26 protein-coding genes are annotated in these 22,630 nt (G+C 72.5%); 11 read left to right on the top strand and 15 right to left on the bottom strand.

Going from position 1 to position 22,630, the window contains the following annotated elements; translation table 11 throughout:
- Positions 1 to 1,095, top strand: a complete 1,095-nt coding sequence (locus VFH10_RS01810) for a C45 family peptidase (RefSeq protein ID WP_325125341.1) — start codon at positions 1 to 3, stop codon at positions 1,093 to 1,095.
- Positions 1,096 to 1,109: 14 nt separating this feature from the next.
- Here VFH10_RS01810 and VFH10_RS01805 read toward each other — a convergent pair whose 3' ends face one another.
- Positions 1,110 to 1,952: an alpha/beta hydrolase gene (locus VFH10_RS01805; protein ID WP_325125339.1), complete on the bottom strand. Its 843-nt coding sequence runs from the start codon at positions 1,950 to 1,952 to the stop codon at positions 1,110 to 1,112.
- A 217-nt stretch (positions 1,953 to 2,169) separates the two neighbouring features.
- On the opposite strand from VFH10_RS01805, the gene VFH10_RS01800 reads away from it, so the two are divergent.
- A complete protein-coding gene (locus VFH10_RS01800; protein ID WP_325125337.1) occupies positions 2,170 to 3,135 on the top strand; it encodes a helix-turn-helix domain-containing protein in 966 nt (321 codons plus the stop codon).
- 19 nt (positions 3,136 to 3,154) lie between these two features.
- Here VFH10_RS01800 and VFH10_RS01795 read toward each other — a convergent pair whose 3' ends face one another.
- A complete protein-coding gene (locus VFH10_RS01795; protein WP_325125336.1) occupies positions 3,155 to 3,574 on the bottom strand; it encodes a DUF4446 family protein in 420 nt (139 codons plus the stop codon).
- A gap of 23 nt (positions 3,575 to 3,597) precedes the next feature.
- Positions 3,598 to 4,536: a prephenate dehydratase gene (pheA, locus tag VFH10_RS01790; RefSeq protein WP_325125334.1), complete on the bottom strand. Its 939-nt coding sequence runs from the start codon at positions 4,534 to 4,536 to the stop codon at positions 3,598 to 3,600.
- An 82-nt stretch (positions 4,537 to 4,618) separates the two neighbouring features.
- Here pheA and larB point away from each other — a divergent pair, with 82 nt between their 5' ends.
- The 4 genes from larB to VFH10_RS01770 are packed head-to-tail and all read left to right on the top strand — an operon-like array spanning position 4,619 to position 8,462.
- Entirely contained in the window at positions 4,619 to 5,380 is a 762-nt protein-coding gene (larB, locus tag VFH10_RS01785; RefSeq protein ID WP_325125332.1) for a nickel pincer cofactor biosynthesis protein LarB, read from the top strand.
- Positions 5,377 to 6,564 (top strand): nickel pincer cofactor biosynthesis protein LarC, encoded by a 1,188-nt coding sequence (gene larC / locus VFH10_RS01780; RefSeq protein ID WP_325125330.1) that lies wholly within the window; start codon positions 5,377 to 5,379, stop codon positions 6,562 to 6,564. Before larB ends, larC begins: the two co-directional genes overlap by 4 nt.
- Complete coding sequence (locus tag VFH10_RS01775; RefSeq protein ID WP_325125328.1) at positions 6,555 to 7,166, top strand: TMEM165/GDT1 family protein; 612 nt, start codon at positions 6,555 to 6,557, stop codon at positions 7,164 to 7,166. The genes larC and VFH10_RS01775 overlap by 10 nt, the downstream gene beginning before the upstream one ends.
- Positions 7,167 to 7,217: 51 nt before the next feature.
- Complete coding sequence (locus VFH10_RS01770) at positions 7,218 to 8,462, top strand: arginine deiminase (RefSeq protein WP_325125326.1); 1,245 nt, start codon at positions 7,218 to 7,220, stop codon at positions 8,460 to 8,462.
- 181 nt (positions 8,463 to 8,643) lie between these two features.
- On the opposite strand, the gene VFH10_RS01765 is transcribed toward VFH10_RS01770, so the two are convergent.
- The 6 genes from VFH10_RS01765 to VFH10_RS01740 form a co-directional block, all read right to left on the bottom strand.
- A complete protein-coding gene (locus VFH10_RS01765) occupies positions 8,644 to 9,588 on the bottom strand; it encodes a DUF5926 family protein (RefSeq protein WP_325125324.1) in 945 nt (314 codons plus the stop codon).
- Positions 9,589 to 9,645: 57 nt separating this feature from the next.
- Positions 9,646 to 10,017, bottom strand: a complete 372-nt coding sequence (locus VFH10_RS01760; RefSeq protein ID WP_325125431.1) for an ATP-binding protein — start codon at positions 10,015 to 10,017, stop codon at positions 9,646 to 9,648.
- A gap of 138 nt (positions 10,018 to 10,155) precedes the next feature.
- Positions 10,156 to 10,977, bottom strand: a complete 822-nt coding sequence (locus VFH10_RS01755) for a glycerophosphodiester phosphodiesterase family protein (protein ID WP_325125322.1) — start codon at positions 10,975 to 10,977, stop codon at positions 10,156 to 10,158.
- A gap of 26 nt (positions 10,978 to 11,003) precedes the next feature.
- Positions 11,004 to 12,005, bottom strand: coding sequence for a DUF3800 domain-containing protein (locus VFH10_RS01750; RefSeq protein WP_325125320.1), 1,002 nt, complete (start codon positions 12,003 to 12,005; stop codon positions 11,004 to 11,006).
- A 71-nt stretch (positions 12,006 to 12,076) separates the two neighbouring features.
- The gene (locus VFH10_RS01745) at positions 12,077 to 12,622 is read right to left on the bottom strand and encodes a dihydrofolate reductase family protein (RefSeq protein ID WP_325125318.1); all 546 of its coding nucleotides are present in this window, start codon (positions 12,620 to 12,622) and stop codon (positions 12,077 to 12,079) included.
- Between the two features lie 61 nt (positions 12,623 to 12,683).
- Positions 12,684 to 13,289: a TetR/AcrR family transcriptional regulator gene (locus VFH10_RS01740; RefSeq protein WP_325125315.1), complete on the bottom strand. Its 606-nt coding sequence runs from the start codon at positions 13,287 to 13,289 to the stop codon at positions 12,684 to 12,686.
- 94 nt (positions 13,290 to 13,383) lie between these two features.
- On the opposite strand from VFH10_RS01740, the gene VFH10_RS01735 reads away from it, so the two are divergent.
- Positions 13,384 to 13,887 carry a hypothetical protein gene (locus tag VFH10_RS01735; RefSeq protein ID WP_325125313.1) on the top strand — a complete coding sequence of 168 codons (504 nt, stop codon included), beginning with the start codon at positions 13,384 to 13,386 and terminating at the stop codon, positions 13,885 to 13,887.
- Here the strand turns inward: VFH10_RS01735 and VFH10_RS01730 are convergent.
- Complete coding sequence (locus tag VFH10_RS01730) at positions 13,841 to 15,034, bottom strand: ATP-binding protein (RefSeq protein WP_325125311.1); 1,194 nt, start codon at positions 15,032 to 15,034, stop codon at positions 13,841 to 13,843. The two genes, VFH10_RS01735 and VFH10_RS01730, sit on opposite strands and share 47 nt — an antisense overlap.
- A gap of 120 nt (positions 15,035 to 15,154) precedes the next feature.
- Between VFH10_RS01730 and VFH10_RS01725 the strand changes: the two genes are divergently transcribed.
- The 3 genes from VFH10_RS01725 to VFH10_RS01715 are packed head-to-tail and all read left to right on the top strand — an operon-like array spanning position 15,155 to position 16,675.
- The gene (locus tag VFH10_RS01725; protein ID WP_325125309.1) at positions 15,155 to 15,445 is read left to right on the top strand and encodes a hypothetical protein; all 291 of its coding nucleotides are present in this window, start codon (positions 15,155 to 15,157) and stop codon (positions 15,443 to 15,445) included.
- A gap of 20 nt (positions 15,446 to 15,465) precedes the next feature.
- Positions 15,466 to 16,332, top strand: coding sequence for an Fpg/Nei family DNA glycosylase (locus VFH10_RS01720; RefSeq protein ID WP_325125307.1), 867 nt, complete (start codon positions 15,466 to 15,468; stop codon positions 16,330 to 16,332).
- Between the two features lie 10 nt (positions 16,333 to 16,342).
- Entirely contained in the window at positions 16,343 to 16,675 is a 333-nt protein-coding gene (locus VFH10_RS01715; protein WP_325125305.1) for a rhodanese-like domain-containing protein, read from the top strand.
- 105 nt (positions 16,676 to 16,780) lie between these two features.
- On the opposite strand, the gene aat is transcribed toward VFH10_RS01715, so the two are convergent.
- The gene (gene aat, locus VFH10_RS01710; protein ID WP_325125303.1) at positions 16,781 to 17,506 is read right to left on the bottom strand and encodes a leucyl/phenylalanyl-tRNA--protein transferase; all 726 of its coding nucleotides are present in this window, start codon (positions 17,504 to 17,506) and stop codon (positions 16,781 to 16,783) included.
- A 108-nt stretch (positions 17,507 to 17,614) separates the two neighbouring features.
- Between aat and VFH10_RS01705 the strand changes: the two genes are divergently transcribed.
- Positions 17,615 to 18,295 carry an EcsC family protein gene (locus VFH10_RS01705; RefSeq protein WP_325125301.1) on the top strand — a complete coding sequence of 227 codons (681 nt, stop codon included), beginning with the start codon at positions 17,615 to 17,617 and terminating at the stop codon, positions 18,293 to 18,295.
- Positions 18,296 to 18,410: 115 nt separating this feature from the next.
- Here VFH10_RS01705 and VFH10_RS01700 read toward each other — a convergent pair whose 3' ends face one another.
- From VFH10_RS01700 to VFH10_RS01685, 4 genes are all read right to left on the bottom strand, one after another.
- On the bottom strand, positions 18,411 to 19,628 hold the full coding sequence (locus VFH10_RS01700; protein WP_325125300.1) for a hypothetical protein: 1,218 nt from the start codon (positions 19,626 to 19,628) through the stop codon (positions 18,411 to 18,413).
- Between the two features lie 4 nt (positions 19,629 to 19,632).
- On the bottom strand, positions 19,633 to 20,838 hold the full coding sequence (locus tag VFH10_RS01695; protein ID WP_325125299.1) for a hypothetical protein: 1,206 nt from the start codon (positions 20,836 to 20,838) through the stop codon (positions 19,633 to 19,635).
- Complete coding sequence (locus VFH10_RS01690; RefSeq protein WP_325125298.1) at positions 20,835 to 21,926, bottom strand: hypothetical protein; 1,092 nt, start codon at positions 21,924 to 21,926, stop codon at positions 20,835 to 20,837. The genes VFH10_RS01695 and VFH10_RS01690 overlap by 4 nt, the downstream gene beginning before the upstream one ends.
- Positions 21,927 to 21,990: 64 nt before the next feature.
- The coding region (locus VFH10_RS01685; protein ID WP_325125297.1) for a hydroxymethylglutaryl-CoA lyase at positions 21,991 to 22,630 on the bottom strand (640 nt) is incomplete at its 5' end.

Below are 22,630 nucleotides of genomic sequence, written 5' to 3'. Positions count from 1 at the left end.
GTGACCCGCACCGTGACGTTCACCTCCTCCGTCCTGCCGCCCCGCGAGCGCGGCATCGAGCTCGGCGAGCGGTTCCGCTCCGAGATCGGTACGACGGTCGCGGCGTACCGCCGCCTGTTCGGGGTCCGGGCCGGCCGCCCCTTCGACGTGGACCTGTGGGCCGACCGCGCCTGGGACGCCATCACCCGGCTGGCACCCGAGCACGCGGACGAGATCGCCGGCATCGCCGAGGGGTCGGGCCGCGCGGTCCGCGAGATCGCCGCGATCAACGCGCGCACCGAGATCCTGGTGGCGGCCAACCCGACCGGCGTCACCGAGTGCTCCTCGGTGATCTCCGTGCCGCAGGGCGGGGCGCCGTTCGCCGTGCAGACCTGGGACTGGTACGACGCGATGTCGGACGGCTGGTTCCACTGGCGCTTCCAGCAGCCCGACGGCCGCGTCGTGGAGACGGTGACGGAGTACGGCATGCTCGCCAAGATCGGCGTCAACGCCGAGGGCATCGGCGTGATGCTCAACATGCTGCACCACGCCAACGACGCCGAGCGGGTCGCCGAAGGCACGGTCGGCTACCCCGTGCACCTGCTCAGCCGCCGGATCCTCGACGAGGCGACCTGTCTCGACGACGCCGCGAAGATCGTGCAGGAGTCGACGTCGGCGTCGACCTCGTTGACCGTGCTCGACCGCAGCGGTGCGGGCGCCACCTTCGAGCTGTTCCCGGGAGGGCCGGGCCGGCTCGACACCCGGGACGGTCTGCTCGTGCGGACCAACAGCTTCGTCTCACCCGAAGGCCGCGACGGCTGCCTGGCCGCGACGATCAGCACCTCGAGCGCCACCCGGCTCGACAAGCTCGAGTCGGCCTTTGCCGACGGCCCGCCCGCGACGCCGCAGGCCGTCCTGGACGCGATGACCGACCACGAGCCCGAGGGTGACGTCGGCGGGATCTGCTGCCACCCGGACCGGTCGATGGACCCGGTGCTCTGGCACCGCACGCTGGCCACCGTCGCGATCGACGTGGAGACGTCAACGCTCGACGTGCGCGCGGACGGACCTTGCGGGCACCGCCAGCACCCGGCCGCCTCGATGGCAGGTGCCTGACCAAGCCGGCACCGTCAGCCGCTGCTCACCGCCGTGCGCGCGTGGGTGGCAGCCCAGTCGAGGGCCTTGTCGGCGACGGCTTCCCAACCCGGTTCGGCGCAGGTCCAGTGCGACCGCCCGGGGAAGTCGAAGACCTCGGTGAGAGAGGCGGACTTGGCGTAGTGCCGCGCGTTCGACCTGTTCACCGAGGCGGGCATGATGTGGTCCTCACCGCCGGTGATGAACAGCAGCGGCGCGCGGGCGTCGTTGCCGTAGTCGACCCAGGTCTCCTGGTGACCTGGTTTGAAGTTGGCGATCAGCCCGTAAGCCCAGACCCAGCTGCCGGGCGCCGGAATGTGGTACCGCTCGTAGACCTTGTCTGACTCCTCGCGGCTCAACGTGTTCGTGAAGGCGTAGTGGAACTGCTCCGGCGTGAACCCCGCGGCCCGGTGCCGCTTCGCGGGGTTGTTCAGCACCGGGAAGAGCGACTTGATCTGCGACGGGGGGTTGACCCGCACGCCCTCCGTCGGGGCCGAGTTGATCACCACCCCGGCGGCGCCGAGTCCGCGCGCAAGCAGCAGCTGCGTGAGGGTGCCACCGAAGGAGTGCCCCATGATGATCGGCGGCTTGTCGAGGCCCCCGATCACGCCGGCCAGGTGGTCGACGGTCTCGGGCACGGTGGCGTCGGCGATCACCTGCGGGTTTTCGCGCAGTGCCTCGACCTCCACCTCGAACCCCGGGTAGGCAGGGGTCAGGGTGCGGTACCCGCGGGCCTCGTAGTAGGACACCCAGTGCTCCCAGGAGCGCGGTGTCATCCACAGGCCGTGGACGAGTACGACGGTGTCCGGGCCGGCGCCGGGACTCTGTTCCGTGGTCATGGGTCTCCGCTCGGTCGGGGTGAGGCCGGTCGCCTCCCTGAGCACTCAAGCTAGGGAGCTCGACCGCCTCCCGAACCGGCCGTGCGCGCCATGACTCCGGCTGTGAGTGCCATTTTGACGAAGTGGTCAATGGCCCGAACCTGTCTTGTTCGGGTGCGACGCCCGCCCCTAGCGTCGCTCGAGGTGCACCCCTTCCCTTCCAGCAGAGGTGAGGCCAGTGGCAGTCCTGCTCGACACCGAAGACGTTCCCTCCGGCGACCGGCCGGACGCGTTCCGCGACGCGATGCTCGCGGCCTCCGGGTCCACCCACGTCGACCTGGAGACCGGGCCCAGCGGGGTGTCGGCGCGGTTGGACCTCTGGGAGTTCGGGAGTGCACGCGTCTTCACCGCACGCAGCACCGGCGTGACCCTGGTGCGCGACGCGAGGGCGGCCCGCGGCGCCTCGTACGAGGCAGTGGCGGTCGCGGTGCACGGGCTGGGCTCGGGGCGACATGAGTCGAGCTCCGGACAACGGATCGTCCGCAGCGGCGAGCTCATGATGGTCGACATCACCCGACCGTTCGACTTCTCCTGGAGCGGCATCGGCTCGTCCACGTCGCTGCAGGTGCCCATCTCCGACCTCGGGCTCCCGCTGCGGGTCGTCCAACGGGCCGCGGGGCGGCTGCGCAGCAGTCCGCTGTATCGGATCGTGAGCCGTCACGTCGTCGACCTGACCGCCGACGCGGACACCTTGAGCGCGTCACCTCTGGCCGCCGACCTCGGTGAGTCGAGCACGCACCTCGTCCGGGCACTTCTGGCGGACGCTGCGGATCCAGGCGACACCCGCACCCGGGACGTCTTCGAGGAGACGCTCTTGAGCCAGGTGCACGCCTACGTCCGGCAGCACCTGCGCGACCCGATGCTGGCACCGGACTCCGTGGCTGCGGCACTCGCCGTCTCCCGTCGCCAGCTGTTCCGGGTGTGCCGACGCGCCGGGCTCAGCCTCGAGCAGTACATCATCGGCAAACGCCTCGAGGGCGCCAGGACGGAGCTGGCCGCACGCTCGGCTCGTCCCCGGCCGATCGCGTCGGTCGCCTACGGATGGGGCTTCAAGGACCCCAGTCACTTCTCCCGCCGGTTCCGGGCGGCGTACGGACTCCTCCCCAGCGAGTGGCGGCGGCTGGCCACCGAGGGATCACCGTGAGTGTGCCCGCCGTGTCGGCTCAGCCGGTGCGGGCGAGCTTGATCGCCTCTTCCTCCTCCGGGGAGAGCTGCTGGTCGCAGCTCCACTCGGTCACGCCCTTGGCGTAGGTGCGGGCGTCGCTGCGCCCGTGGATCGACGTGAGGACGACTCCCGTGCCGGCGTCGTCGACGAGCGCCAGCGACCAGGACAGGTGTCCGCCCATGTCGCCGAAGGCGTCGTAGCGGACCACGGACAGGTGCCGGAGCGCGTCGGACACCTCCGCGCGCAGGGCGTGCACCTCGCCGCGCAGGCCCTGGACGTCGGTCGGCAGCTCCGGGGCACGGCGGGTACGCCGGGAGCGGCGGCTGGCCCGGCGCGACGCGGAGAGCGCGACCAGCAGTGCGGCCAGCGCCAGCAGGAGGGCCAACACGGCCAGCGCGAGGAGGAGCGAGTCGTTCATCGCTGCTCAGGCTAGAGCCGGGGTCAGCCTCCGTTGCGGAGGCGCGCGAGCCACGCGGCCGCGTCGAGGAACTCCCGGTCCGACGTACCCGGCCGGATCGTCGGGGCGACGCCGTCGTGGCGCTCGTAGGAGCCGAGGAACCGGACGTCGGCGCAGACCCGGCGCAGCCCCATCAGCGCCTCACCGACTCGGGCGTCCTCGACGTGGCCCTCGCAGTCGATCGAGAAGCAGTAGTCGCCGAGCACGGCACCGGTCGGTCGCGACTCGATGCGGGTCAGGTTCACGCCGCGCATGGTGAGCTGGTCGAGGATCTCCATCAGCGCGCCCGGATGGTCGTCGCGCATGAACGCCACCAGCGACGTCTTGTCGCGGCCGGTGGGCGGTGGCGGCGACCCCGGCCGGGAGACCAGCACGAACCGGGTCAGCGCGTCCGGGTTGTCCGCGATCCCCTCGGCCAATGTCGCCAGCCGGTAGTGCTCGGCCGCGACCGGCGCGGAGATCGCGGCGTCCCAGTCGGCGTCGTCGCGGGTGAGCATGAACGCCGCCTGGGCGGTCGACGTGGTGTGCATCACGTGGGCGGCCGGCAGGTGCAGCGCCACCCAGCGGCGCGTCTGGGCGGCGGCGTGCGGGTGGGTTGCCACCCGGCGGATGTCGTCAGGCTTGGTGCCCGACCGGGCCAGCAGGCTGAACGCGATCGGCACGGTCATCTCGCGCGTGATCATCAGCGGCTCGCCGGTGGCGAGCTCGTCGAGCGTGACCGGCACGGACCCCTCGACGGAGTTCTCGATGGGCACGACCGCGCCGTCGGCCTCGCCGCCACGCACCGCGTCGAGCGCCAGGGTGACGGTGGAGCACGGCTGCAGCTCGGCCCGGGCGGCCGCCGGGAGGCCGCGCAGGGCCTGCTCGGTGAACGTCCCCTCGGGACCGAGGTAGGCGTAGCGGGCGGGCGGGACTCCGGGCATGCCGTCAGCGTAGGGGTCGGTCTCCCAGACCCGTCGAGATCCCCGCACCGCGGTCGCCCGGGCGCCGGATAGATTCGGGGCCGTGCCCGACCACTCCCCCGACTCGCGGATCCACGACCTGGGCTACGCCCGGCTCGACACCGGCCGCGCGGCCCGCACGGGTGACCCCGAGGTGGTGTACGGCGCGGGCAAGACCCCCGCGCAGGTGGTCGGCATCCTCCGCGCGCTCCGCGCCGCCCATCCCGAGCGGGCCGTGCTGGCGACCCGGCTCGCGGACGACGCGATGACCGCGGTCGCCTCCGACGTACCCGACGCCGTCCTCGACCCCGAGGCCCGCGCCGTCACCGTCGGTCCGCTGCCCGAGCCGGCCGGTCTGGTCGCGGTGCTCTCGGCAGGTACGTCGGACGCGCCCGTCGCCGCCGAGGCGGCCCTGACCGCCCGCGTCTACGGCGCCGGGACGATCCGGGTCAACGACGTCGGGGTGGCCGGCCTGCACCGGGTGCTGGCGGTGCGCGCGGACCTCGACGCGGCCGACTGCCTGGTCGTGGTGGCCGGCATGGAGGGCGCGCTGCCCAGCGTGGTCGGCGGCCTGACCGGCACACCGCTCGTGGCGGTCCCCACCAGCGTCGGCTACGGCGCCTCGTTCGGCGGGATCGCCGCGCTGCTCGGGATGCTCAACTCGTGCGCGCCGGGAGTCACCGTCGTGAACATCGACAACGGCTTCGGCGCCGGCGTGTTCGCCGCCCGGGTGGCCCGCAACGCGCGCCCCCACCACGATTCGTCTGCGAACCACCCGCGTGAATCACCCCATGAGTCGCAGACGAATCGGGGTTCGGCGCCGTGATCGGCTGGGTGGACGCGTCGTCGGGGGCGAGCGGCGACATGCTGCTCGGTGCGCTGGTGGGGGCCGGAGTGCCGGTCGGGGTGGTCGCGGAGGCGGTCGAGAAGGTGGCGCCCGAGCACATCGCGATCGTCCCCGCACGCGTGAACCGCAACGGGTTCGCGGCGACCCGGTGCCACGTCGAGGTGGCGGACAGCGTCACGCACCGCACCTGGGCTGACGTCCGCTCCCTCCTGGCCGAGGCCGGACTGCACGAGGACGTCCGGGTGCGCGCGCACGACACCTTCGACCGGCTCGCGGTCGCCGAGGCGGCGGTGCACGGCACCGACCCCGACGACGTGCACTTCCACGAGGTGGGCGCCCTCGACGCGATCGCCGACGTGGTCGGCGTCAGCGCCGGCCTCGTCCACCTCGGGCTGGACCGACTGGTCGTCTCGCCGGTGGCGGTCGGCTCCGGCAGCGTCCGGGGCGCGCACGGATCGATGCCGGTGCCGCCGCCGGCCGTCGCCGAGCTGCTCCGCGGCGTCCCGTCGTACGCCGGACCGGCGACCGCCCCGGCGATGGAGCTGTGCACCCCCACCGGAGCCGCGCTGCTGGTCAGCCACGCGACGGCGTACGGCCCGCAACCGGCCATGACCGTCACGTCGATCGGGGTCGGAGCGGGGAGCCGCGACCCCGCGGGCCACGCCAACGTGCTGCGGCTGCTGGTGGGCGAGGAGACCGCGACGGGCTCTGTCTCGGAAGCCGGGCCGCTGGTCATCGAGACCAACGTCGACGACCTCGACCCGCGCCTGTGGCCGAGCGTCCTCGCCGCCCTGCTCGAGGCCGGCGCCAGCGACGCCTGGCTGACCCCCATCCTGATGAAGAAGGGCCGGCCGGCGCACACGCTGCACGCCCTCGTCTCGGCCGAGCGGGCCGACGCGGTCCGGCGGGCGGTGTTCCGGCACACCTCGACGATCGGGGTCCGCGAGGTGCGCATCGGCAAGGTCGCGCTCGACCGAGAGATGCGCGCCGTGCAGGTGGACGGCCACGACATCGCGGTGAAGCTCGCGCGGCTCGACGGCCAGGTCGTCAACGCCCAGCCCGAGTACGAGGACGTGGCCCGGGTCGCCGCCAGCACCGGACGCCCCGTCAGGGACGTGCTCGCCGCCGCGGTCGCCGCCACCGAGGGGCGCGCGTGGACCTGACCGTCGCCGCGATCGCCTTCGGCACGATCTTCCTCGTCGAACTGCCCGACAAGACCTTCATCGCGGCCCTCGTGCTGTCGACGCGGTTCCGGCCGCTCGCGGTGTGGGTGGGCGTCGGACTCGCGTTCGCCGTGCAGACCGGGGTGGCTGTCACGGCCGGCGCGCTCGCCACCCTGCTGCCCGATGCGGTGATCCGCACCGCGGCGCTGCTGATCTTCCTCGCCGGCGCCGTGGTGCTCGTGCGCACCGCGCCCGGGGCGGACGCGAGCGAGAAGGAACAGGAGGAGGAGTACGCCGCGAAGGCCGGCGCCGAGGGGACGAAGTCGTTCGTCAAGGCGGCCGTGGCCTCGTTCCTGATCCTGTTCGCCGCCGAGTGGGGCGACCTGTCCCAGCTGCTGACGATCAGCCTGGTGACGAAGTACGAGGACAACCTGTCGGTGTTCCTCGGCGCCTGGGCGGCGCTGCTCACGGTGTCCGGGCTCGCGGTGCTCGCCGGCAGGGTGCTGTTGCGCTATCTGAAGCTCTCGGTGCTGCACTACGTCGGTGCTGCGGTCTGCCTGGTCCTGGCGGCCCTGACGGTGTACGAGCTGGTGGTCGCCTGACGCCGACACCGGGCAGCCGAGGTGGCCCGGATCGGCCGTTACGCTTCGCGCATGAGCACGGACGCCGCTGCACCTGACCGACTCCACGGGGCGGACAGCGAGGTCGGCCGGTTGCGCACGGTGATGCTGCACCGGCCCGGTCCCGAGCTGAAGCGGCTCACCCCACGCAACAACGACAAGCTCCTTTTCGACGGCATCCCCTGGATCGGCCGCGCGCAGGACGAGCACGACGCGTTCGCCGAGGCGTTGCGCGCCCGCGACGTCGAAGTGCTGTACCTCATGGACCTGCTGGTCGAGACGTTGCAGAGCCCCGACGCCCGCGACCGCGCGATCTCCGGCGCGATGGCGAGCCTGCACCTGGGTGACACGCTGCGCCGCTACCTCAACCAGGCGCTCCACGACCAGGCCCCCGACGAGCTCGCGGCGTTCCTCACCGCCGGGGTGCGCAACGACGAGGTGCGCGGCGGCCACGGGCTGGTCACCAGCCTCCTCGCCAGCGACGACTTCCTCATCGACCCGCTGCCCAACCTGCTGTTCACCCGCGACTCCAGCGTGTGGATCGGCGACCGGGTCGCGATCACCTCGCTGGCCATGCCGGCCCGGGAGCGCGAGACCCAGCTGACCGACCTGATCTACAGCGAGAACGCCCGGTTCGCCGGTACGCCGAAGCTGCACGGTTGGCAGCGCGAGCACGTTGAGGGCGGCGACGTGCTGCTGCTCGCTCCCGGCGTCATCGCCATCGGCGTCGGCGAGCGCACCACGCCCGCTGGTGCCGAGCGGCTCGCGCGCCAGGTGTTCGCCGCCGACCTCGCCCATACGGTGCTGGCCGTGCCGATCGCCCAGGAGCGCGCCACCATGCACCTCGACACGGTCTGCACGATGGTCGACGTCGACAAGATCGTGATGTACCCCAATGTGGCCGACAGCCTGCGGGCCTACACCGTCACCTGCGTCGGCCGCGAGGGCGACACCGACGCCGACCTGGTGCTGCGGACGGCCGTGGCGGAGCCGTTCCTGGTCGCCGCCGCGAAGGCGATGAGCATCGACACGCTCCACCAGATCGACACCGGCCTCGACCCCGTGACCGCCGAGCGCGAGCAGTGGGACGACGGCAACAACACGCTCGCGATCTCGCCCCGGGTCGCGGTCGCCTACGAGCGCAACATCGAGACCAACAGCCGGCTCGAGCAGGCCGGCATCGAGGTCGTCGCGATCGCCGGCTCCGAGCTGGGGTCCGGCCGCGGCGGGCCGCGCTGCATGTCGTGCCCGGTCTCGCGGGAGCCGCTGCGGGGCTGAATCCGGCCGGCGGCAAAATGAAAACCCGGCCGTTGCTGACGGGGGATACAACAACGACCGGGCAAGAAGAAATCTACGTGGACGCGACCTGTCGATCAACTGAACCGGCGCAATATGGCGGGTGTCACGCCGATTCTCCTCAGCCGGTCTAGTCCGACTGCGAGGAATTCGTCGTCATGCGCTACCGGATCGTCAGCTGCCGGTTGGCCAGTCCACTCCGCGCCGACCGCTCCTCCGGCGTGAGCGGCCCGTCGTCGGCGAGGGCGGCGGCGAGGTCCTCGGCGAACCTGGCCGCGGGCTTCTCCAGCGCCTCGGCGCCGGTGCCGAGCGGCAGGTCCCAGACCGGCACCAGCACGCCCTGCGTGCGGAACATCCCCACCAGCCGGGCCCCCTCCACCAGCGAGTCCTTGCCGGCCGCGTGCAGCCGGGCGAGGCCGGTCAGCAGCCGCTCCTCGTCGTCGTGCGGCATCACCCAGCGCAGGTGCTCCTTGGTGGTCACGTCGGTCCAGTACGCCGCGTCGACGGACTCGAGCCGGACGCTCGGGTGGGCCGCCGCGTTGGCCGCCTCCAGGGATGCCGCGACCGCGCCGGTCGGGTCGTCCACGTCGGCCACCCAGAAGTCGAACCCGCCGTGCACGGTGACCTCGACCGGATCGTCGGTGAGCAGGTCCTGCAGCCGGTCGCCCTCGCCCGGCGCCGTGGTCAGCCCGACGACGTCGCCCGGCTCGGCGTCGAGCGCCTTCTCCAGCACCGCGGCGAGGTCCCGGCTCGGGTCGCCGAACGCGTGCTGCACCTGCAGGCCCAGCCAGATCGTGCCGTCCTGCCGGACCAGGGCGGGCGCGGCCCCCGGGAGCAGCGAGCAGAGCACCACGGAGCGGTCGCCCTCGCGCAGCCGCACGGGCGCGGTGGCCGCAGGGACGATCTCCCGCATCGCGATGATGTCCGCCTCGCCGGCAAGGCCTTCGAAGGGACGGGCGACGTACGTCGGGGCCGGGCCGTCGGCGCTGCCGTGGCAGGCCTTGTAGCGGCGGCCGGACCCGCACGGGCACGGCCGACGGGGCCCGACCTCGCCCTCGGGACGGTCGGCATGCTCCTGGCGGTTCTTGACCCGTGACTTCTTACCCATGCGCCCGACCCTACTGAGCCACTGCCGGGCGCGATGAACCGCGGGACGGGCCGCGGGTCAGACGGCCAGGATGGCGTGCACCGTGGACCGGGAGCGGCTCTGGTCGGACCACCAGGTGACCGCGAGGGACTCGACGATCGCCATGCCCCGGCCGGCGAGCGCCGACGACGCCGCCTGCACTTTGCGGGGGCGGGTCCCGGCGCCACCGTCGCTGACCGCGATCGCGAGACCCCGTCGCTCGAGACGCCAGGTGATCTCGATGTCACCGCCGGGCAGCGGCTGGGCGTGCCGGACGGAGTTGGCCACGAGCTCGGAGATGATGATCCGGGCGTCGTCGATGACGTCGGTGGGGGTCCCGCTCTCGCTGAGCCAGGACCTGAGGCGCTGTCGTGCGACGGGGACGGAGGAGGCCGCGAAGGGCACACGCATCGTCACGGGCGCGCGTCCGGCTCGTAGCGAGCTGGTGCCCACATTCAACCCCCAATGCCGTCTGGTCAGGTCTCACTCTCCCGACGACAGTGTGCCCGCCCGCCCCGGGCGCAAACGCAGGGGCGGCCGTGGCCTGCCTCACCCCGACGGCCGGGTCGGGTCGCCTCCCCCGTCCAGGTGCCGGATCGCCATCGCCGGACGGTCGGTGATGACCACCTCGACCCCGAGGTCCATGCACAGGTCGAGGTCCTGCTCGGTGTTCACCGTCCACACGTGCATCCTCCGCCCCAGCTTGCGCAGCCACTTTCCGACCCGCGGGTTCTCCTTGAGGAAGTCGATGCCCGGCCCTGCGGCCCAGCCCTCCGAGGTGACCTCCTTGGCCAGCAGCCAGGAGTGCTGGCGGTCCAGCAGGAACACCACGTCGAGGTCGGGGGCGAGCTTCTTGACCCGGGTCAGGGCGAGCCAGGAGAAGCTCATCACCCGGGCCGGGGAGTCGGCGCCGGCCCAGCCGAACTCGTCGAGGAGCTGCACCAGCCGGCGCTCCACCAGGCCGGCGTACCGGGTCGGGTGCTTGGTCTCGATGGCCAGGTCAACCGGCCGGTCGTAGTCGCGGGCGGCCTCCACCAGCCGCCGCAGGGTCAGCACCCGCCGGGTCTCCTCGTCGATCTCCGGGGCCTCGTCGTCGAGGTCCGCCCACGGGTTCTTCCACGAGGCGAAGTCGAGCTCGTCGAGCTGGGCGAGCTGCATCGCCGAGACGACGCCGCGCGCGTTGGCGACCCGGTCGACGCGGCGGTCGTGGACGCAGACGAGGTGCCCGTCGGCCGTGAGGCGTACGTCGCACTCGAGACCCTCGGCCCCTTCGTCCAGCGCCTTCACGTACGCGCCGAGGGTGTGCTCGGCGGCGCTGAAGCTGGAGCCTCGGTGGGCGACGACCTGCGGGCGGCCGACTGCGTGGTGCATGCGCCCATCGTGGCAGGGAGCCGATGTCAGGTGCGGGACGCGGTCGCGCCGTCGGACGCGCGTCCGACGAGCGTGACGCCGTCCGGCAGGTCCACCCAGACCGAGGCCGCGTCCACATAGGGACGCAGCAGGTCGCAGAGCACCGGGTCCGCCCGGCCGTTCCGCGCGTCGGAGGCGATCCGCCGGGCCGCCCCGGCGAGGAAGTCCACGAGCTGGACCCGGGGGTCGTCGCGGGAGTCCACGAACCGGATGCCGGCGAGCGCACCGTCGACTCCGCTCAGCGCCCGGAGGTGGCCGAGCCCGGCCTCCCGCAGCGCGCGGTGCTCGTCGTGGACCACCGAGACGGTGCGGCCGTCCGCGGCCCAGTGCCGGACGGCGGCGGCGAGGGCGGGCACCAGCGGGTCCAGCACGGTCACACCGCGGGACTTGTCGAGCAGATGGAGAAGCGCCGCGTCGTCACGTGGGCGAGCCGTCGCGAGCCCGGCCACGGTCGCCCCGACCGTCGTACCGTCGGCCGACCGGGCGACCTCGTCGGCCGCGGCGAAGAACCGGTCCGCGAACGACCGGGCGTCCTCCACCGTCCGGGCGCGCATCAGGTCGTTGAACGACGCGAGCAGCCCGATCCACCTCTGTCCGAGCACGGCGGTGGCCTCGTGGTGCAGGGGCCCGACGTCGGCCACGGCCCCGCCGCCGAGAAGCTCGACGAGCTTGCCGACGAGGTAGAGCTCCTTGTCGGTGAGGTGGACGTGGGCGTTGCCGTCGAAGGGGCCCTCGGGACCGAGCAGGTGCTCGAGCACGGCCCGGTTCTGCTCACGCAGCACGACGCTGGCCTTCAGCTCCTCGGCAGGCGAACGGGCCCGGACCCGCACCTCGTCGATGCAGGCGACCGCGACGTCGTGGTGCACGTCGAGGCTGGCGTGCGCGAAGACGTCGGTGGTGCCACCGATCAGCTTCTCGCCCTCGGAGCCGGACTCGTCGCAGGCGATCTCCACCACGGCACCGTCCTGGTCGGTCCGCGGGGGATGCACGTCGCCCATGATCCTGCGGCGGCCGGTGACCCGCCACCCGGTTTCGCCGGGCTCGGCGGCCCGGCCGCGGGTCAGGCGGGTCCGTAGCCCAGGTGGACGACGCCGTTGTCGTAGACGTCGTGGGCCTTGAGGGCGAGCCTGGTCGTGTCGACTCCGTCGTCCCACAGCCGGCGGCCCTGCCCCAGGGCGACGGGGTAGACGAACAGGTGCAGGTCGTCCACCAGCGCCTCCTGGAGCAACGCCCGGACCAGCTGTCCGCTGCCGCTGATGTAGATCACCCCGTCGGTGTCGTCCTTGAGCTTGCGGATCGCGTCCGGGTGGTAGGCGCCGAGGCGGGTCGACGGGCCCCAGTCCACGTCGGGCTCCTGGGCGCCGACGACGTACTTGTGGGTTTCGTTGAAGAACGGTGCGCCAGGGTCGTCCTGGACCGTGCGGGTGGACCAGGCGGGTGCGAACATCTCGTAGGTGCGGCGGCCGAGCAGGATGGCGTTCGAGGCGTTCGTGATGCCGGCGAGCGTCACTCCCATCCCGGGGTCGAAGCCGTAGTCGAAGGTCCAGGACGGATCCTCGAACACGCCGTCGAGCGAGATGAACTCGTGGACTGCGATGGTGCCCATGTGAAGTGTCCTTCCGGTTGGGATCGGTGCCTGGCAGTCGGACCGTCGGCAGGTCCGACAATCATCGGTCGGCCGGGCCGCCGGGCGGTGCGAAGGCCGGCAGCAGGGTCTCGGCGATCAGCCGGGGCGCGTCGTTGGCGGCCAGCCGCCCCTGGGTGACGTCGGCCGCGGCGCCCTTCATGACGTGGTGCAGTACGCCGACCATCCAGTCCACGGGGAGGTCGCTGCGCAGCACCCCGTCGCGGCGGCCACGCCGGATCAGTGCCTCGGCCCGGCGCGCGGGCTTGGCGTGCAGCTCCTGGACGCGCCCGGGTGGGAGCGTCTCCAGGGCCGACTCGAGCACCGCCCCGGCGCGGGCGGTGAGCAGCCAGCTGGCCTCGATCAGGGTGCGCAACGCGGCCCGCGGGTCGCCGGTCAGGTCGAGGTCGGCGAGCGCCGCGTCGCCCTGGTCGAGCAGTCGGGTCAGCGCCGCCTCGACGAGCGCCTCTCGGGACGAGAAGTGTCCGTAGACGGTGACCCGGCCGAGCCCGGCGGTCGCGGCGATCTCCCCCATCGTGGCGTGCGCGTCGCGGCCGAGGCAGGTGATGGCCGCCTCGAGGATCCTGTCGACGTTCTGGCGGGCGTCCGCACGGCGTACCGGCGGGCCCTCGGTGTGCTGCTGCGCCATCACGCCTCCACGAAGGTGTACATCCCTGTTCGACTTATGCTACACCTGGTAACCCGAACACTGTTGTACGAGTTGTCGGAGGAGTGTGGTCCGGATGACCGAGGCCCGAGTGCCGGTCAAGACGCGGGTGGTGAACCGCAAGTTCGTGCGGCATTTCGTGGAGATGGTGGCCGCAATGGGCATCGGCATGCTGGTGCTGGAGCCGCTCTGGATGCTGGCCACCCATGCCTTCGGATGGGCGGCGACGTTCGACCGCACCGTGCCGATGGCGCTGGCGATGGCCACCCAGATGTCGATCGGGATGGCGGCCTGGATGCGGTTCCGCGGGCACGGCTGGGCGCCGACGCTGGAGATGTGTGCGGCGATGTTCGCGCCGTTCCTGGTGATGTTCGTCCCTCTCTGGGCCGGCCTGGTCGGTCGCGGCACCGTGATGCTGCTCGGGCACCTCCTGATGCTGCCGGTGATGTGGGCGGTCATGCTGCGCCGTCGTGAGGAGTACGCCGCGGCGCACCATCGGCCGGCCAGGGCGGCCGCAGGCGGACTCCGCGTGATCAGACGTGCTGGGCGCGCAGGAACTTCCCGAAGTGCGGCACCGTGAACGCCACGGTGCCCCGCTCGGAGGAGTAGACGAGCCCCTTCTTGATCAGCCCATCTCGGGCCGGGGACAGGCTCTGCGGCTTGCGGCCGAGCGACGATGCGATGTCGGCGGTGGTGACCGACCCGTCGTCGTTGTCGGCGCCGAGCTCGGCCATCGTGCGCATGTAGTCGCGCTCGGCCGGGGTGGCCCGGTCGTAGCGGGCCCCGAAGAACCCGACCGCGAGCTCCCGCTCGGCCTCGGGCGCCGCCTCGTGCACGTCGGTCACCTGGATCGGCGACTCGACTGCTGCGTCCCACGTGACCTTGCCGTAGGCCTGGACGAAGTAGGGATAGCCGTCGGTGAGCCGGTAGAGCTCGTCGAGCGCCCCGGGGTCGTAGTCGACCTCCTCGCTGCCGGCCGGCACCAGCAGGGCCCGGTCGGCCATCTCGCGGGGCAGTCGGTCGACCACGACGTACCGGAAGAGCCGCTCGGCGTACGACTTGCTCGCGGCCAGCGCGACGGGCAGGTGCGGAAGCCCGGCGCCCACCACGACCAGCGGTGCGCCCTGCTGGCTGATCTCGTGGCAGGCGCCGCAGAGCGCCGCCAGCTCGGCGGTGGAGATGTCCTGCATCTCGTCGACGAAGATCGCGACGCCGACCCCGAGGTCGCGGGCCAGGTCGGCCACGTCGGTGAACAGCTCGATCAGGTCGAGCTCGAGGTCGCCGGAGTCGGCGCGGCCCTTGACGGCGGGCACGTCGACCGGGGGCGACCACCGGATGCCCTTGCGGTCCTCCAACGGGGTGCGCAGCGCGAACGACTTGAGCGCGCCGGCAACGGCGTCCACGCGGTCGGGGTCGCGATGCCGGTGTGCCATGTCGCGGACGGCGGCATGCACGGCCTGGGCGAGCGGGAGCCGCAAGGACTGCTCCGGTCGGGACTCGAGCTTGCCGGTGCCCCAGGCGCGTTTGACTGCCTGGCCGCGCAGCGCGTTGAGCAGCACGGTCTTGCCGACGCCGCGGAGTCCGGAGAGCACCATCGAGCGCTCCGGGCGCCCGGCGGCGACCCGCTCGAGGGTCACCTCGAACTGCTTCAGCTCGCGGTCGCGGCCGGCCAGCTCGGGAGGCCGTTGCCCGGCCCCGGGGGCGTAGGGGTTACGCACTGGGTCCACGCGAGGAATCTATCCGGCCGTCTAGGAGATTCCGTAGATTTCGCTAGCGAGTCGTATCGAGTGATTCTTTGTCCTTCCAGACGGTGACAGGCGGGCCCCGGCGTGACCAGAATGTCGGCCATGTGGCGTCCGTCTCCCCTACCGTCCGCCGGCGAGGTGTTCCTCGACGCGCGTGGTGACGGGCGCGGGCTCCGGGTCTCGTGGCATCCCGACGCGGACATCGTCGTGCTGTCGTTGTGGCGCGGCGGCACCTGCGCCGGCACGTTCCGGCTGCCGGTCGGGGAGGTGCCCGAGCTGGTCCGGGTGCTCCGCGAGGGGCTGCAGTCGACGTACGACACGCACCGCGGCCTGCTCGAGTCGGTCTTCACCGACGACCCCGAGCTCGACCGCGACGGCACCCTGACCGGCTGAGCACTTCGTAGACTGACGACGTGCCCGAGCTGCCAGAGGTCGAAGGACTCGCGCTCGATCTGACCGGCCGGCTGACCGACCGGGCGATCGTCCGCGTCGACATCGCCGCGTTCAGCGCGCTGAAGACCTTCGACCCGCCACTGTCGGCGTTGAGCGGCCTGATGGTCGACGGGGTCACCCGACACGGGAAGTTCCTCGACGTCAGCGCCTCCGGCCTGCACCTGGTCGTGCACCTGGCGCGCGCCGGCTGGATCCGTTGGCGCGACGAGGTGCCGGCGCTGCCGCCCCGGCCGAGCAACAAGTCGCCGCTGGCCGCCCGCGTGGTGCTCGACGACGACTCGGGTCTCGACATCACCGAGGCGGGCACCAAGAAGGGCCTGGCGATCTACGTCGTCCGTGACCCGCAGGAGGTGCCCGGCATCGCGCGGCTCGGACCGGACCCGCTCGACGACGCGTTCACGATCGACGCGCTGCGGGAGATCCTGGTCAGGGCCGGTCGCGCGCAGATCAAGGGGGTGCTGCGCGAACAGGGCACCATCGCCGGCATCGGCAACGCCTACTCCGACGAGCTGCTGCACGCCGCGAAGCTGTCACCGTTCGCGCCCGCGTCGGGGATCGAGGGGGAGCGGCTGCAGACGTTGTACGACGCGATCCGCAACGTGCTCGGCGACGCGGTGACGCGGTCGCGGGGCCTGGCCGCCGCCGACCTCAAGGGCGAGAAGAAGAGCCACCTCGCCGTGCACGGACGCACCGGGATGCCGTGCCCGGTGTGCGGCGACGTGGTGCGCGAGGTGTCGTTCGCCGACTCGTCGCTGCAGTACTGCCCCACCTGCCAGACCGGCGGCAAGCCGTTGGCCGACCGCCGGATGTCCAAGCTCCTCAAGTAGTTTCGTGTCCATGCACGTGCCGACCGTCTCCATGTCCGGGGTCCCCGACCCGCTGCCCGAGGGGCTCTCCGTCGTCGACGTCCGCGAACAGGTCGAGTGGGTGCACGGCCACATCGAGGGCGCCGTGCACATCCCGCTTTCATCGCTGCCGGAGCGCACGTCCGACGTACCCGACGGGCAGGTGCTGGTGGTGTGCAAGGTCGGTGCCCGTTCGGCACGGGCCGTCGCGTATCTTGCCCAGTCTGGGCACGACGCTGTCAACCTCGATGGCGGGATGCTCGACTGGGAGGCCGCCGGCCGGCCGATGGTGAGCGAGACCGGGCAGCCGCCGCAGGTGGTGTAGCGGGGCGCTGCGGGGGGCCAATTACCACGGTCCCGTGGTAATCCACCCGTTCCCGCGGAGAACTCACCACGGTAGGCGGGAGATCGCCACGGGGAGGTGTGCCGATCAGGTGAACGCGCGGGGAAGCGGCAGGTCGAGCGCCTTCTCCAGCCGGGCCAGGTACGTCGGACGCGGCACCTCGACGACACCGAGCGACGCCAGGTGCGGGGTCTGCCACTGCACGTCGACCAGCCTCAGGTCGGCGTGCTCGTCGAACAGCAGGTCGACCAGGCCGACGAGCGCGACCTTGGAGGCGTCCCGGACGCGGTGGAACATCGACTCCCCGGCGAAGAGGCCGCCGACCGCCACGCCGTACAGGCCGCCGACGAGCTCGTCGTCCTGCCAGGTCTCGACCGAGTGTGCCCACCCGAGCTGGTGCAGACGGGTGTAGGCCTCGGCGATGTTGCAGTCGATCCAGCCGCTTTCCCGACCCGGGTCGGCGCAGGCGTCGATGACCTCGTCGAAGGCGGTGTCGACGCGGATCTCCATCCGCGAGACGGACTGGCGCAGCGAGCGCGAGACCTTGAGGTTGCCGAGCGGGAGAACCCCCCGAGTCACCGGTGACCACCAGAGCATCTGCTCGGTCGAGGATTCCGGCATCGGGAACAGGCCTGAGCGGTACGCGGCGAGCAACGTGCCTGGCTCGAGGTCGGCCCCCATCGCGACGAGGTCGTCGGGCTCGTCCCGTGTCCCGGGTGTGTGCGCGCGCAGGTCGGGGAACATCCACGGCGACAGCGGTGGCTCGATCGGTGGTCCCTGAGGCGGCGAGGGACGAGCCTTCTCGAAGGGCACGGATCTCATTCTGCCCTCGTCGCAGGGCCTCCTCTGGACCGGTGCGCGGAGCCCGCGTTTGTGGGTTGGCTCTAGGGTTACCGGCAAGGAACATGCAGGAGGAACCACATGGGGATGGGCAAGGAGCTCGGTCGCTGGCTCGGACCGCAGGCACACAGGCTTGCGCCGGACCTGACCACCAGCTTCATCCACGAGGCGCTGCACCGGGCCGTGCACGGCATCGGTCCGCTCCCGCCCGCCGCCACCGTGGCCGACCGCAAGCTCGCCGACAGCGGCGGCGACGTCAAGAAGGCGATCTCGGAGATCATCGAGCTGCACGTGCGGCTCGCCGGTGCTCAGGGCTTCGCCACCAACATCGGTGGGCTCACCCTGGCCGCGGTCACCGTCCCGGCCAACATCGCCGGCCTGGCGATGATCCAGTGCCGCATGGTCGCCGCCATCGCGCACCTGCGCGGCTACGACATCCAGGACCCGCGGATGCGCAACGCCATCCTGGGCTGCGTCCTGGGTGAGGACGACGTGCAGCGGTTGATCAAGAAGAAGCTGATCCCGGCGCCCCCGATGGCGATCGCCACCGCGCCGGCGTACGACCCGAACCTCGACCGGCTGATGGCGGCCGAGGTGACCTCCGAGCTCCTGACCCGGGTCGCCGGCAAGCGGACCGCCAACGTGATCGCCCGCCGGGTGCCGATCATGGGCGGGTTCATCGGCGCCGGCACCGACGGTTACGCCACCTGGCAGATCGGCCGGTACGCCGACCGCGAGCTGCTGTCCCGCAAGCGCGTGTAGCCACCCCGCCGTACGACCTCCTCGGGCGCGACCCTTCCCGTGGCGATCTGCACGTTCCCGTGGGGAGTTCGCCCCGGTAAGCGGGCGATTCACTGGGTCCCCAGTGAATTGGCCCCTACCCCGGCGGCAGCCGCCGCCCGCGCAGCCGCCGGTAGAACGCGAGCCCCCGCGCGGCCAGGGGGTGGGTGTCGGCGGCGCGGACCAGCCGCCGCTTCACGCGGAACCACAGCCCGCGCGCCCGGTCGAGCTCGCGTCCGAGCGCGTCCAGGTCCTCGCGCAGCCCGTGCTCCACGGCCTGCAGCCGGGCGGCCTCGCGCAGCAGCGTGACGACCGCGTCCAGCGACGCCTCGGCGACCAGCTCCTCGTCCGGCGCGTCCGGGTCGGCGAAGACCGGGTCCTCCGCGGCCGGGACCGGACGCAGGTCGTCGAGGGTGCCGACCACGTCGTACCCGCGCGCCACCAGCACGTCGATCCACATCTCGGACAGCTTCTCCGCCCAGCTGCGCACGTCGGGCGGGAGCATCAGCCGCGGCGACTCGGCCCGGTTGCTGAGGTTGCGGTGCGCGAGCAGCTCGCGGACGAACTGGCGGTAGTCCTCGTTGGCCAGCACGCCGTTGTTCACCCGCTCGTTGATCCGCCGGATCAGCGCCGTCTCGGGTACGCCGAGGGACGGGTTGTGCCGGTCGGTCGAGATGGTGAACGCCGCGGGGTCGAGCCCGAACACCGACGCGAACCGCTGCCACAGCAGCCCGCGCGGGGCGTCCGGCGGCGGCACCGTGACGACGTGCACCTGCTCCGGGGGCAGCATCACGCCCCACCGGTCGAGGATGTCCGGGACCTCCTGGACGCCCCAGAACCACGACGCCAGAGCACCGCGACGGGCCGGGTCGGTGATCTTGTCTAGGTACTCCCGGTAGCCCACCGTCCTGCGGTGCTTGACGTTCTCCTGCCACTCGGCGGGGATCTGTCGGACCAGGTCGCGCGCCGAGAGCAGCACGTGCACCTCGGCGTCCGGGCCGAACGAGTCCAACGCCCTGAGGACCTGCGCCGGGGTCGCGGTCGCGAGGATCTCGTGGGAGATGATCGCCGTGCCCTCCCATCGGCTCACCTGCTCCGCGAGCCGGTCCCAGGCACCCACGGCCTGCTTCTCCAGGCCGCCCCACTGCAGCTCCATCAGGTCGAGCGCGGCGAGGAAGTGCGCGTCGAACCGGTCGGCGGGGTAGAGCGTGCCGGCCTCGGCGAGCGCCTCACGGTTGCGGAACAGCAGGTCCTGGACGTACGACGTACCGGTCTTCGGGGCACCGACGTGCACGATGACCTTGCGGCGCGTCACCGGCTCATCCTCCTGCCCCCGTCGTCTCGAGCTCCGCCGTCCGCAGACAGGTGGCGAGCACCAGGGTCAGCACGTCCGGGCGGCGCGGGGCAGCCGCGCCGGCGTGGCGGGGTGCGATCCGGGCCAGATCGCCGTGCACAGGGTATCCGCCGGCGCCGAGCTCGCGGGCCACCCGCTCGGCCCGTCGCTCCGTCCAGTCGCGGTGCCGCGGCGGCAGCGCCAGCGCGGTCCCGTCGCCGCCGGGCAGCAGGTCGATCGCGCGGCGCACCAGCCCGGCGCGGGCCGCCTCGACGACCCGCACGTTCAGCACCCGGTTGAGCTGCCTGAGCAGGTCGGTCGCCGCCGGCGAGAGGGGGATCGGGTCGACGCCCAGAGCTGGCCGGGGCGGACGCCTGGTGCCGACCACCCGGGCGGCCCACGGCAGCGCCGCCTCGACCCCGTCGGACACCACCACGTGCACCCGGGCGGCGCCGACCTTCGCCGCCCAGAACGACGCGATGGCGGGCAGGTCGGCCGACGGCGGCAGCGCATCCCGCCTCGCCCACCGGCCTGCGAAAGTCTCCCACCGCACCGGCACACCATGCTGTACGCGAGTGCTCCACACCTGGGCCAGGTGCTCGTCGAGCGGCTCGGCGAACAGCACCACCTCCGGGGACCAACCGCCCTCGACCCGGCCGGCGGCCGCCAGCGACGCTCGTACGCCGGACGTGGTGACCGGGGCGCCGGCCAGGTGGAACGCGTGCCGCGCCAGCACCCGTCGGCGTCGCACGGACGGCCACGGCACTGGACCGGCATCGACGAGCAGGTCCGCGAGCAGCCCCACGCCGTGCCGGATCAGCTCGTCGACGGGGAGGCTGCCGGGGTCGGTGGGCGGCGCTCCAACCGATGACGTCAGGTCCGCCCCCGGCAGCGCGAGCGGCAGGTCGGGGAGGCCGCGTCCAGGCCCGGAGCGTCCCAGCGCCCGGTCGGCCAGCGCGGTGAACGAGCCACGGGGAAGGCGCCCCGGCGACTCGGCGTACTCCAGGCCGAGCCGGCGGACCAGCTCCAGCTGCCCGGCCCCTGGCAGCCGGCCGGGTCGGTCGGACGCCGCGACGGGGCGGACAGCATCGGTGGTGTCGCGGACCCAGTCTGCCCACGACGTGGTGCCGCCGGCCCGCAGGTGCTCGACCCACGCGACCGCGACGGAGTGGGGCGTCGCTGCCGACGTCACTGGCCGCGCAGCCGCCGCGCCGCCCGCCCGATCCTGGCACCGATCTGGTCGTGCGGGTCGGGCCGCCCGGCGGCCTCGAGCGTCACCGCGACCAGAGCGTCGAGGGCCGAGTCGACCATGTCCCTACGACGGGGACGGTCCGGGTTGACCCAGGCGACGTCCTCCGGTGGCCGCACGGGACGGAGGTCCTCGACGTCACCGATCACGTCCACGCCGGCGCCCTCGATCCACTCGACCCACTCCTCGGCGATCTCCTCGGCCCAGGGGTAGGCGACCGGGGGCAGGGTCGCCCGGGTCATCCCCTCGCGGTGGGCGAGCGTCTCGTGAACCATCAGCTGCCGGACGATGCGGCGGTAGTCCTCTCCGGGGAGCCCGGCCTTCTTCAGGCGCCGGTTCAGCTTGCGCAGCAGCGCGGTCTCGGCGATGCCGATCGAGACGTTCTCGCGGCTGGACTCCTCGGGCGCCCAGGCCGGGTCGATGCCGAACGCCCGGCAGTAGCGCTCCCAGAGCAGGTCGCGGGGTGCACCTGCCTGCGGGACGGTGACCACGTGCACCCGGTCGGGCGGCAGCCCGTCGCCCCAGCGGGTGAGCACGTCGGGCAGCCCCTGCGCCTTCCAGAACCAGAGGTTGGGCTTGGTGCGCCGGGCCGACTGCACCTGGGTGAGGAACCGGGCGAACGAGCGGCGGCGGCGGTGCTTGATGCCCTCCTGCCACTCCGCGGGGATCTGCCGGGCGATGTCGCGGGCGGAGTAGACCAGGTGCACCTCGTCGTCACCGAAGCCGGCCATCGCCCTGCGGATCTGCGACGGCCGCGCGCCGGACAGGATCTCGTGGCTGATGATCACCGTGCCGTCGTGTCGGCGTGCCCGGTCCACGAGCCGGCCCCACTCCCCGCGGGCGTCCTCGCGCTGGCCTCCCCACGACAGGTCGACGAGGTCGAGGGCCGCCTTGAAGTGGCTGGCCGCCAGGCCGAGCGGGTAGTGCACGTCGTGGCGGGCGAGCTCGCTGCGGTTCGCGTAGAGCCGGTCCTGGAGGTACGTCGTGCCCGTCTTCGGCGCCCCGACATGGAGGTACACGCGACGAGTCATGCGGGCGATTCTGCCCGACCCACGAAACGGCTGCGCAGCCGAGCCCGGTGCATCAGGGCGCGGCCTACCCGAGCGCCTGTACGACGCGCGACGGGCTGGGCCGGCCGAGCTGCTCGGCCATCCAGACGCTCGTCGCCACCAGGCTCTCCAGGTCGACCCCGGTCTCGATGCCGAGACCGTGCAGCATCCAGGCGAGGTCCTCGGTCGCGAGGTTGCCGGTCGCACTCTCGGCGTAGGGGCAGCCGCCGAGCCCGCCGGCCGACGCGTCGAACGTCGTCACCCCGTGCCGCAGCGCCGCGGAGGCGTTGGACAGCGCCTGGCCGTAGGTGTCGTGGAAGTGCATCGCGAGCACGTCGTCTGCCAGGCCGGCGGCGTTGAACGCGTCGAGCAGGGCGGTCACGTGACCCGGCGTACCGACGCCGATCGTGTCGCCCAGCGACAGCTGCGAGGCGCCGAGGTCGAAGAGCCGCTTGCCGACGTCGACGACCTGGGCGACCGGCACGTCGCCCTCCCACGGGTCGCCGAAGCACATCGAGACGTAGGCGCGTACGTCGAGGCCGGCGTCCCGGGCGCGGACCACGGTCGGCTCGAACATCGCGAACTGCTCGTCGAGGCTGCGGTTGAGGTTGCGCCGCGCGAACGTCTCGGTGGCGCTGCCGAAGATCGCGATGTGCCGCGAGCCCTTCTCCAGCGCCCGGTCGAGG

The sequence above is a fragment of the Nocardioides sp. genome (assembly GCF_035697785.1).
GTDB lineage: Bacteria > Actinomycetota > Actinomycetes > Propionibacteriales > Nocardioidaceae > Nocardioides_B.
The sequence above is the reverse complement of the archived record's forward strand: the minus strand, read 5'-3'. Positions and strand labels throughout refer to the sequence as shown.